Here is an 11,854-nt window from a genome sequence, read left to right as displayed (position 1 = left end):
GGTGTCGACTTTGAGAATAAAAGACAATACATTAAAATTCCGTATGGATGCCGTTACTGCAGATCTAATCACGCAGAAACGAAAATTGTTCGCAAAAAAATCCTGATTTCGGATAATTAGAACCGAAGAAGGCGAGTCAATCCTCCATAGGAATTTCTGCACCACAGGAATTTTTGATAGTGTCTTTTTTGATAGTGTCTTATTGAACAAAAACGGGGAGAGATTTAAAATCTCTCCCCGTTTTCTCGTTTTTTAATTAACCTTCTGCAAGTTTTTTAAGCTTCTCGTATTTCTCCTGAACTTCCTTCTCAATCATCGCTCTTAAGCGTTTTGACTCATCCGGAAAGCTCTTCTCAAGAGCTGCAAAACGGGTTTCGCCAGAGAGGAACTCCTGAAGTGTTCCGTCTGGTTCCTTGTAGTCAAGGATGAAAGGATTTTTGCCTTCTGCCTTGAGCAGAGGATTGTAACGGTACATTGGCCAGAATCCGCAATCAACAGCAAGTTTTGCCTCAAGCTGTGTTTTGCCCATTCCCTTTCGGATGCCCTGGTTGATACAGGGAGCATAGCATATGATAAGGGATGGTCCGGGATAGCTTTCAGCTTCAGTAAAAGCCTTCATGGTCTGCTGTTTGCTGGCACCCATGGAGATTGAAGCCACATAGACATAGCCGTAGCTCATGGCCATTGCTCCGAGATCCTTTTTGCCGATCTTTTTGCCTGATGCTGCATATTTGGCAATGGCTCCTGTGGGGGTAGCCTTTGAGGACTGGCCGCCTGTGTTGGAATAGACCTCTGTATCCATTACAAGGATGTTGATGTCATCGCCGGATGCCAGAACATGATCTACACCGCCGAAACCAATATCATATGCCCATCCATCACCGCCAAATACCCAGTGGGATTTTTTGGTGAAAAGATTCTGGTCTTCAATAAGGGATTCCAGCATAACGCTGCCCCTGTTTGCATTGATTATGGCTTTTATTTTGTCTCCATACTCCCTTGATGCCTGAGCATCATTCATGCCTGCAATCCAGCCTGACAGAGCATCTTTAAGGTCAGACGGAATATCGGTTTCAAGCAGTTGCTGTGCCTTTGATGCCAGAACCTGCCTTCGCTTGTTGACAGCAAGCATCATTCCGTATCCATACTCTGCGGCATCCTCAAAAAGGGAGCTTGCCCATGTGGGGCCGTGTCCGTCTGCGTTGGTACAGTAGGGAGAAGTTGGAGCAGAGCCACCCCAGATGGAAGAGCATCCTGTAGCATTGGCAACAGTCATTCTTTCTCCAAAAAGCTGGGTCAGCACTTTTACATAGGGAGTCTCGCCACAACCAGCACAGGCACCTGAGAACTCAAGCATTGGTTTGATAAACTGGCTTCCCTTTACAGAATCTCTCTTGCCAAGGCCATCCTTAAAAGGAATGGAGAGGGAGAATATGTGATTTGGAACTTCTGTGGCCGTCTGGGTGGCAATTGGTTTCATCACAAGTGCTGGGGTCTTGGCAGGACAGATATCTGCACAGTTACCGCATCCCTGGCAGTCAAGGGGATTAACCTGCATTCTGAAGGCAAATTCCTTGAGTTCCTTGCCTTTTCCTGGCTGGGTTATAAATGTCTCCGGTGCTCCTTCAAGCTCTTCAGGTGTTGCCACAACAGGAAGAATTGCTGCATGGGGACATACAAAAGAGCACTGGTTGCACTGGATGCAGTTATCAGCAATCCACTCCGGAACATTTATGGCAACCCCACGTTTTTCGTACTGGCTTGTGGCATTTGGAAATGTACCGTCTGGCTGGAATGCACTTACCGGCAGGGAGTCACCTTTCTGGGAAAGTATTGGACGTATGACCTTTTCCATAAACTGTGTTCCCTTGGTATCAGGTTCAGGCCATCCAGAAGTCTCTTTCCATGATTCAGGAACTTTTACCTCAACGAGATTGTCAAGGGTTTTGTCAACAGCGTCAACGTTCATCTTGACGATATGATCGCCTTTTTTGCCATATGTCTTCTTGATATCAGCCTTCAGAAGCTCAATGGCCTCTTCAAAAGGAAGAACATTGGCAAGTTTGAAAAAGCAGGTCTGCATGATCATGTTGATACGGTTGCCAAGGCCAACCTCTCCTGCAATCTTAACGGCATCAACATTGAAGAATTTCAGTTTTTTGTCATAAATAACTTTTCGGACATCGCCTGGAATTTCCCTTTCCATATCTTCTGATGACCAGTCAGAGTTGAGCAGGAATGTGCCGCCCTCTTTGATGCCCTGGAGCACATCGTAAATACCAAGGTAGTTGGCCTTATGGCAGGCCACAAAGTCAGGCTCTGTGATAAGGTAGGTGGACTGGATGGGAACATCTCCAAAGCGTAAATGGGAAATTGTTATGCCGCCTGATTTTTTGGAGTCATAGGCAAAATAACCCTGTGCATATTTATCTGTGTTATCACCGATAATTTTGATGGCACTCTGGTTGGCACCCACTGTTCCGTCGGAACCAAGTCCCCAGAATTTTGCCCCCACCGTTCCTTCCGGTGCAGGGTTGAAACCGCATACAGGCTCTAAGGATGTGTGGGTTACATCATCTTTGATACCTACGGTGAAATGGTTTTTAGGACCTGCTGATTTCATGTTGTCAAAAACAGCCTTTATCATCGGAGGATTGAACTCTTTTGAGCTAAGACCATAACGACCGCCCACAACCCTTGGCCCCTCTCCTTTTTCCATAAGAGCTGTGCAGACATCCATATATAGTGGATCTCCAAGTGCTCCTGGCTCCTTTGTCCTGTCGAGAACAGTAAGTGTTTCAGTTGAGGCAGGAATGGCGCGGAGAAGGGCGGCAGCATCAAATGGTCGATAGAGGCGTACCTTGATAACACCAACCCGCTCACCTTCGCTGTTGAGCTGGTTCACTGTCTCTTCAATGGCTTCACAGCCTGAACCCATGGCAATGATAACACGGTCGGCTTCAGGATCTCCGGCATAGTCAAAAAGATGATAATTGCGACCAGTCAGTGCTGCAACCTTATCCATATATGCCTGTACAATGGCAGGGGTTGCCAGATAAAATGGGTTTGCAGCTTCTCTGCCCTGGAAGTAGATGTCTGGATTCTGGGCAGTTCCACGGGTGTTGGGGCATTCAGGATTCATTGCCCGCACCTTGAATTCTCTGTAGGCATCCCAGTTCATCAGATCAGCCATATCCTTGTAATCAATCACTTCAATCTTCTGGATCTCGTGGGATGTTCTGAATCCATCATAAAAATGCATAAATGGTACCCGAGCTTCAAGGGTTGCCAGATGTGCCACAAGGGCAAGATCCATTGCCTCCTGCACGGAACTTGAAGCAATCATTGCAAAGCCTGTCTGTCTGGCAGACATAACATCGGAGTGGTCGCCAAAAATGGATAGAGCATGGGCGGAAAGTGCTCTGGCAGTCACATGAAAAACACAGGGCAGAAGTTCGCCGGAAATCTTGTACATGTTTGGTATTTTAAGAAGAAGACCTTGGGATGCGGTAAAGGATGTTGTTAATGCTCCAGCGGAAAGTGAACCATGAACAGCTCCGGCAGCACCTGCTTCAGACTGCATCTGTTTTACTGTCAGTACCTGTCCGAAGATGTTTTTTCTGCCGGCTGCTGCCCAACTGTCAGCGATTTCTCCCAGGGGGCTTGAAGGGGTAATGGGGTAAATTGCTGCAACATCGCTCATTGCATAGGCAACATGGGTTGCGGCTGTGTTTCCATCAATTGTCTGCATCGTTTTTTTCATGAAACCACCTTTTTGAATAAATGATTGTCCATCTGATATGGTGTGTTGTTACTAAAATTGTGTTGATTGGTATTACCAAAAAAAGTCCTGGCATGAAAAATAGTGTTTTGTTTGCTTTTTTTCTGTTGTAACCTCTTTTATAGTTTATGTCAAAATCTTTGTAACAGACTGTTTTTACAATTTTATTGTTTTATAATTCGTCGGGTGCCCTGACTATGGGCATACATAAGAATAGAATTAAAATCCGATTGTCTCTTTTTTGCCTTTAAAAAGGCAAAGCGCTCTCTAAATCAATATGATTGCCTTTAATACAATAAAAAAAAAATCATGTAAACAGTAAACATGGTTTTCCCGAAAAACTCAATGGTACTACCTTGATGCCAAAGTTTTGTGTGTATGTTGATTGCATTTGTTGAACTTATCATAAAAGCAAAAGATGTACCTGAATAGATATTCTGGAGCTTTATCAAATAACGTAGATGGCGGATAAACGCCATAATCGAAGTGTTTAAAACTTTTTTAAAACAGCCACTTGTGGAGCTTTCATCTAAACGTAAATGGCGGAAATCCGCCATGTACGATATACGAAAAAAGATCAAAATTTGCCGGTAGAAGGCGAATTTTCACCGTTTTAGATTTTGACTTGAAAATTGTGAAGAAAAATGATTTTGTATATTTATTGCATCATAAATGTGATTCTAAAAATGTAAGATGTAGTTCAATATCTATTTTGATGGAGGGAAAATATGAGTCAAACACGATTTTTTGAGAAAATCATGGTTTTGCTGTTCCCAAACCCTGAAAGCAGGATATCTGGAGGTGTGTACTCTTTACTTCTGCTGAATTTTTTTTCTTTTATCTGCCTCTCAGGAAGCTTTTTTTATCCTGAATATGCAAAAAACTTTTTGATTGCCGGATTTCTTTTGTCTTTGTTTTCTCTTTTCTGGGCTTTTGCCGCAGTCAGCACATTGAAAAAAATGATTCACGGGACATTTTCAGGTATTGAATCCATGTTTGCTGTTTCAGATGATGGCAGGATAAATATTTCAGAGCCATCTGTTAATTTTGAAACAGAGGCTGCATTAAAAATTGGAAAAAGCTACTCGGCCTTTATCAAAAGGCTTGCAGTTACAGTGGAGAAAATTCGCGGTATCGGGATTGAGACAGCATTCGGCACAACCAGTATTGCTAAGAGAGCCGCAGCAGTGTCAAAAAATGCCGGAACCCAGAAGGAGCTTTCCGAGAGTGTCGCAGCAGCAAGCAGAGAGGCAGACAGTGCATTGAAAGAGGTATCTGAAAGTACTCAGTATGTTGCTGAAAAAACAACCAGGGATCTGGATCTGGCCCAGAGTTCCTACAGGGAACTTATGGATGTGACGGAAAAGGTGAAGCAGATCAATGAGTCTGTGGAATCCTTCAGGGTAACTGTTGATGAGCTTGGAAGAAGTTCTTCAAGTATTTTAAAGATAGTTGACACCATCAATGAAATTGCTGATATGACAGCTCTTCTCTCTCTTAATGCTACCATAGAAGCAGCAAGGGCAGGGGAGCATGGAAAAGGATTTGCTGTTGTGGCAGAGGAAGTAAGAGAGCTGTCAAAAAAGATCAAACCTGCAACCGATGCAATATCCAAAAATGTCAGTGAGATGATTGAAATTGTAAAGCAGACACAGTCGGGAACCCTGGAGATCAGCGGCTACTCTGAGTTGACAGGGGAAGTTGTGGGTAAAACAGTTGACAATTTTAAAGATATGGTTGCTGACTTTGAAAAGGCAAACGATGAACTTGTAAAGATTGCCTCGGCAATTGAGGAACTGTCAACCAACAATAGTGAAGTGACCTCAATGGTTGAAAATATCAACTCCATAACCCGAGAGATTGCAATTGAGGTGTCAGAAACCGAAAAATCAATTTATAGCCTGAACTCGGTTACAGAGAAGATGCTGGAGATGGTATCGGGTGTCAAAACCGGAACAGGTAAATTTGATATGTTCATATCCTTCTGCCATAATACCAGGGAGATTTTTACAAAAAAAATGGTGGAGCTGAAAGATAGTGGGGTTAACCTTTTTGATACCGGCTACAAAAAAGTTCCAGGTACCAACCCTCAGAAATACCTGACATCATTTACAGAGCCTTTTGCCAGGAAAATGCAGGAAATTCTTGATGAAAAATTGAAGGAAATAGAAGGCGGCTTATATTGCCTGCTTATTGACAGAAACGGCTATCTTCCTCTCCATCACAGTCAGTTTTCTAAGCCGATGACAGGTGATCCTGAAAAAGATCTTCTTAACAGCCGTCATCAGAGGATTTTTTTAAGTAATACCACAGAAAAAAGACGCTGCACCCATACAGAAACAATGCTGTTGCAGACCTATATGCGTGACACAGGTCAAATTCTGAATGATTTTTCTATGCCGATTTACATTGATGGCCGGCACTGGGGAGCCATGATAATAGGATTTGATGCCAGGGTGATGTTAAATTGAGGAATTTCTTTGAAATTGTTTTTAAGACACCTTGTTGTTTTTGCAGTTTTTGAGTTTGTCTGAACCAGGATAAATACTCAAAATTGACATTTTATTGCTTTTTGAGCAGTTATTGAGTTTGTCTGAATCAGGATAACCAGGATGAAAAGGATGCTCAGGATAAATAATCCTGCCTTATCTTGTTAATCTTGGATATCCTGATTCAGACAATGTTGACAAGGCTCAAAAGATCATAGGTGCCGATTTTGATTAAGATTCAATCCTTATCAATGCAGCCTCAATCATGCGGATACGCCCCTCATTAAGATTGCGTGTCATGGTTTTTCCAAATAATTTTCCATTTTCTCCAAAAATTATATGCGGCCCAAGTGGTTTTGGGGGGCTTCCTTCTGTTTTGCTGAATGCGGCATCAACCTTTTCCCACCATACTTTTGCCTGTTCTGTCACATCATTTAGGAAACGGACTTTAAAACCACAGTCGTTTATGATACTCTTTATAACATCAATGGTGATGAGAAATGAGTGCTCAGGAGCTGCTGCCCAGGGCACAGGCAGTGCTATCCCTTCCTGCATGTTGTCATCACCTTTGAGGATTTCATGCAAAACAACTGTTCCGCCAGGTTTGAGTATCCGCATGAACTCCTCAAAAACTTTCCTTTTATTCTCAATATTCATGAGTGTATGCTGGCACCATACCATATCAAATATTTCTGATTTCAGTTCTGTATCAATGATGTTTCCGCAGACAAAATTGACACTATCTTCTGTATGTGTAGATATGGAGAGCTTTTCAGACACTTGAACAAATGATGGTACAAGATCCATACCTGTTACTCTGCACTGAAACTTTTCTGCAAGAAGCCTTGAAGATCCACCTATGCCACAGCCTGCATCAAAAAGATGATATCCTGCTTTAATAGCTGCTTTGTGCGCAAGTTCCAGGGTTGCAATATGCCCACCTGTATGAAGCTGGTCAATGACAGAGAGATCCTTGATGGCAAGATTATCTGTATCTTTTCCGGCCTTTGCAAGGCCATCATAAATTTTTGATTCAAGATTACTGGAACCATAATGGGATACAATACTTTCTGGTAAATCACCTCGGGATATTGTATCAGGTGAACTTGTTTTTTGTGGCTTTATATATTTGTTCATTTCTATCTCCGGATTGTGTTATTGAAAAGAAGGGTTAATTCTAATATTGTAAACTCAAAATCGACATCTTATTGCTTTTTGACCAGCTATTGAATTTGTCTGCATCAGGATAACCATGATAAGAAGGATGCTCAGGATAAATAATCCTGCCTTATCTCTGTTAATCCTGGGTATCCTGATTCAGACAGTGTTTAAAAGGCTCAAAAGATCAAAGATGTAGGCTTTGAGTCTATATTTTATACGCCTGCCATTTATGCAGTGCAACCTGTGTTTTCCATTATTTTCAGAAAGTGAGATAATTTCATGAATTTCCCCATTGATTTTGACAGCATTACCGAGATGTTCACAACGGCACATCAGGAAGGCCGTGGTTTTTTGTATGAATATGAGGTTTATGCGCTTCTTTCACAGTCAGGAGCAGAAACACCACCTAAAAGCAGCTTTGTTCCCAGGGGAGCAAGACCATCGGACGAGGAGCTTGTTGCACTGCCTGGCAATAAGATTGTTTTGAAAATTGTATCTCCAACCATTATCCACAAGACAGAGGTGAGCGGTGTCAGAATTGTGGAAAAAACGCCTAATGCAGTTCGCTCTGCTGTTCGCCGCATGCTCTATGAAGTTCCTGAAAATTATTCGGACTGGATACAGCGCAATCCGGATGCTGCGCCTGAAAGTTACAGGAATTTATCTTCTGATGCACTAACCGCAGCAATAAGCAGGGATCTAAAAGGGGTACTTATGGTGCAGTTCATGCCCCCTGATTCCGGTGCATTTGGTAATGAGCTTATTGTGGGGCTTCGCCACACAAGGGAGTTTGGCACAGTTATCAGCGCAGGCCTTGGTGGGACAGATACAGAACTTTATGCCAGAAGATTCAGAAAAGGGCAGGCCATTGTTGCAGCATCCACAGCCATGAATGACGGCCACTCTTTTTTTCAGATCTTCCGTCAAACAATTTCTTATAAAAAACTTGCCGGCCTTACCAGGGGACAGCGTCGAATTGTAACAGATGAGCAGCTTATAGAGTGTTTTGATTCATTTATAGCAATGGGAAATCACTATTCCCAGAATAATCTCAATGCACCTTTTGTAATAGAAGAGCTTGAAATCAACCCTTTTACATTCACCGACTATCTCATGGTGCCACTGGATGGCATGTGCAGGTTCAGGCAATCTGTATCCATTGGAAACCCAAGGCCAACTTCAAAGATAGACAATCTTCTTCATCCTGAAACAATTGCAATAATTGGGGTCTCTTCCACCCGCAAAAATTTTGGGAGAATAATCCTTGACAATATAATTGCCGAAGGTTTCTCAAAGGAGAAAATTTTTATTGTAAAGGAAGGAGTTGATGCAATTGATGGAGTTATATGTGTGCCTTCCCTTTCCGTCCTGATTGCTCGCTTAAATAAAAATATTGATCTTTTTATTGTTGCCGTTGGTGCAGAGCAGGTTCCTGATCTTGTTGACGAGATAATTCACCTTGATGCTGCAAAAAGTGTAATGCTCATCCCGGGGGGTATGGGAGAGACCAGAGAGAGCGAAGAGCGAGCCATGCAGGTGGTGAAGAAAATCAACGATATCCACGCAACTCCGGAAGGAGGCCCTGTCTTTCTTGGGGCAAACTGCATGGGGGTAATATCAAGGCCCGGAGGATATGACACATGGTTTATTCCTGAGGCAAAGCTTCCCAAGGAGCGAAACCTTAAATTTCATCGGGCAGCACTGATAAGCCAGAGCGGTGCCTTTATGCTTCACAGAAGCCACCAATGCCCGGAACTTCGCCCAGCTTACATGATCTCAATGGGTAACCAGACAGATCTTACACTCGGAGATATGGTTGACTATTTTAAGGGTTCTGACAGGGTAGATGTAATTGCCATATATGCTGAAGGCTTTAATGATCTTGACGGCCTTGTCTTCTGCAGGGCAGTCAGAGAGGCAGTTCTTGCCGGAAAAGATGTTCTGTTTTACAAGGCAGGGCGAACAGAAGAGGGAAAAGCTGCAACAAGCGGTCATACAGCTTCCCTTGCCGGCGACTATATGGTCTGTGAAAGCTGTGTTCGCCAAGCTGGTGCAATTGTTGCACGAAATTTCTCTGAATTCCAGGATATTCTCCTTTTATCCGAAAACTTAAGCAGAAAAATAATTAACGGCAACAGGCTTGCTGCTGTGAGTGGTGCAGGATTTGAGGCAGTGGGGATGGCTGACTCAATCCATTCTGACGATTTTTCAATGCAGCTTGCGAAATTTGGAAAGAAAACAAAGTTGGTGATTTCCCAGATTATTGAGGAAAAAGGGCTTTCGTCATTTGTAAACCTTTCCAATCCACTTGACATAAACCCCTCTGCTGATGATGAGGCCCATGCAATGATAACAGAAGCACTTGCAGATGATCCAGATGTAGATGCAATTGTTGTCAGCCTTGATCCCATGTCACCTGCAATGAAAACACTTGCCGAAAAAGATATCTCATCACGTTACAGCATGGATCACGACAAGGGTATTAAAAAGCTTCTGACTGATTTGGTACAAAGGGTTGACACACCCATTGTTGCGGTTGTGGATGGTGGACGTCTTTATGATCCTTTAAGGGATGCACTCATGGAAAATGGTGTTCCTGTTTTCAATGTGTGCGATAAGGCAGTGGCTGCACTTTCTCTCTATGTGCAGGGGCGTCTGGCTGCTGAGGCACTTAGGGGAAATCATGGTATTGATGGGGATTTTATTTGAATCTTATGCGAGAGTCTCTATTTGTCCGAAGATTCATTTTTTGTTGAGAATTAACTTTCATGGGTGTCTATTTTGTTAAAAAATTTTCTTTATTCTTGGTAATATGCTTAAAACTCAAAGCCGACAGCTATGACCTTTTGAGCCTTTTAAACACTGTCTGAATCAGGATACCCAGGATTAACAGGATAAGGCTTCAAAATCGACACCTATGATCTTGTAAGCCTTGTCAACACTGTCTGAACAGGATTCCCAAGATTAACAAGATAAGGCAAGATTATTTATCCTGAGCATCCTATCCATCCTGGTTATCCTGGTTCAGACAACTGCAATAACTTCGGAAAAAGCAATAAGATGTCGATTTTGAGTTTAAAATACGTCTAAACGGGCATGATTGATTACGTATCAATCACCCCTAAATATAAAAATGATAGTCATTTTCACGGTAACACTCATGTTTGTGTATTGATTGCCACCAAGTATAAAAATAATAGTCATTTTCATGGTAAACGGGCATGAATGTGTATCAATCACCCCCAACTATAAAAATGATAATCATTTTCACGGTAAAAGGAGCTATATGAATGGAATCATTTTGTTGGAGTCAGGATTATGTTATTGATCTGCCTGAAGTGGACAGACAGCATCGTCATCTTGTTGAAGTTATAAATCGGTTTGGCGATCTTCTTGTACAGGAAGAGTTCAGTTTTGATTTACTACAGGCAGTTTTTAAGGAGCTAAACGACTATTCTCACTACCATTTTAAGGAAGAGGAGGATATGTTTTTTCTGGCTGGTGTGGATAGACACCATGTAAATGAGCACTGTGATGATCACAGACATTTTTTGCAGGAGATATCCAACATAACAGATGGGCTTTCAGATAGTATTGTTTCCAATGAACTTGATATTGATAATCTTCGTTCACTGTTTCGCTTTTTGATTCACTGGCTTGCCTATCACATTCTTGGTGCTGATAAAAATATGGCAAGGCAGATCAAAGCTATTGAATCAGGTATGACACCGGAGGCTGCTTATAATGCAGAAAATTCAGAGAAAGACAATACAAAGGAGCCTCTGATTGTGGCTTTAAACGGTTTGTTTCAAGAAGTGTCTAAACGTAATAGGCAGCTTTTAAGGCTGAATGAAACCCTTGAAGCTAAAGTTCAGGAGCGAACCAGGGAGCTGCATGAAGCCAATCTTCACCTTGAAGCTCTTTCCATGACAGATGTTTTAACTGAATTGCCAAATCGCCGATATGCCATGGAACAGATGAAGAAATTGTGGACACTCTCTTCAAAAAGCGGTTCTCCTATGGCATGTATGTTGATAGATGCTGATGGATTCAAGCAGATTAATGATAACTTTGGTCATGATGCCGGAGATGTGGTATTAAAGAAACTTGCAAAGGAGCTTTGTTATGCTGTACGTTCAGATGATATTGTGTGCCGTCTTGGAGGGGATGAATTTTTGATAATCTGCCCTGATACTTCCCATGAAGGAGCCATGCATATCGGGGGGATAGTTCAGCAAAAAATATCAAAGCTGCGTGTGCCCGCAGGCGAGGGGGTATGGTATGGCAGTGTAAGCATTGGTGTGGCTGCCCGTTCTTCTGATATGCAACTTTGTGACGACCTTGTGAAAGCTGCTGATGGCGGAGTTTATGCTGCAAAAAATGCAGGAAAAAACTGCGTGAGATCTGTTCAGCCATAAGAAGA

General features: G+C 42.6%; 5 protein-coding genes. 3 read left to right on the top strand and 2 right to left on the bottom strand.

Features of this window, described 5'->3' with window-relative positions:
• Window positions 1-256: 256 nt before the first annotated feature.
• Window positions 257-3,763 carry a pyruvate:ferredoxin (flavodoxin) oxidoreductase gene (gene nifJ, locus MTBBW1_RS07495; protein WP_080801440.1) on the bottom strand — a complete coding sequence of 1,169 codons (3,507 nt, stop codon included), beginning with the start codon at window positions 3,761-3,763 and terminating at the stop codon, window positions 257-259.
• 746 nt (window positions 3,764-4,509) lie between these two features.
• Here nifJ and MTBBW1_RS07490 point away from each other — a divergent pair.
• Complete coding sequence (locus MTBBW1_RS07490) at window positions 4,510-6,252, top strand: methyl-accepting chemotaxis protein (RefSeq protein ID WP_080801438.1); 1,743 nt, start codon at window positions 4,510-4,512, stop codon at window positions 6,250-6,252.
• Window positions 6,253-6,501: 249 nt separating this feature from the next.
• On the opposite strand, the gene MTBBW1_RS07485 is transcribed toward MTBBW1_RS07490, so the two are convergent.
• Window positions 6,502-7,407 carry a class I SAM-dependent methyltransferase gene (locus MTBBW1_RS07485; protein WP_080801435.1) on the bottom strand — a complete coding sequence of 302 codons (906 nt, stop codon included), beginning with the start codon at window positions 7,405-7,407 and terminating at the stop codon, window positions 6,502-6,504.
• Between the two features lie 303 nt (window positions 7,408-7,710).
• Here MTBBW1_RS07485 and MTBBW1_RS07480 point away from each other — a divergent pair, with 303 nt between their 5' ends.
• A complete protein-coding gene (locus tag MTBBW1_RS07480) occupies window positions 7,711-10,140 on the top strand; it encodes an acetate--CoA ligase family protein (protein ID WP_080801431.1) in 2,430 nt (809 codons plus the stop codon).
• Window positions 10,141-10,721: 581 nt separating this feature from the next.
• Window positions 10,722-11,849, top strand: a complete 1,128-nt coding sequence (locus MTBBW1_RS07475) for a GGDEF domain-containing protein (protein WP_080801427.1) — start codon at window positions 10,722-10,724, stop codon at window positions 11,847-11,849.
• The last annotated feature ends 5 nt before the right edge of the window (window positions 11,850-11,854 follow it).

This window comes from Desulfamplus magnetovallimortis (assembly GCF_900170035.1).
GTDB classification, from domain to species: Bacteria; Desulfobacterota; Desulfobacteria; order Desulfobacterales; family Desulfobacteraceae; genus Desulfamplus; species Desulfamplus magnetovallimortis.
Note: the sequence above shows the minus strand (reverse complement) of the source record. Positions and strands in the feature narration are given on the sequence as shown.

Excerpts from the sequence above, each read along its gene's own strand:
- nifJ (WP_080801440.1), bottom strand. The coding sequence starts at position 3,763 with ATGAAAAAAACGATGCAGACAATTGATGGAAACACAGCCGCAACCCAT.
- MTBBW1_RS07490 (WP_080801438.1), top strand. The coding sequence starts at position 4,510 with ATGAGTCAAACACGATTTTTTGAGAAAATCATGGTTTTGCTGTTCCCA.
- MTBBW1_RS07485 (WP_080801435.1), bottom strand. The coding sequence starts at position 7,407 with ATGAACAAATATATAAAGCCACAAAAAACAAGTTCACCTGATACAATA.
- MTBBW1_RS07480 (WP_080801431.1), top strand. The coding sequence starts at position 7,711 with ATGAATTTCCCCATTGATTTTGACAGCATTACCGAGATGTTCACAACG.
- MTBBW1_RS07475 (WP_080801427.1), top strand. The coding sequence starts at position 10,722 with ATGGAATCATTTTGTTGGAGTCAGGATTATGTTATTGATCTGCCTGAA.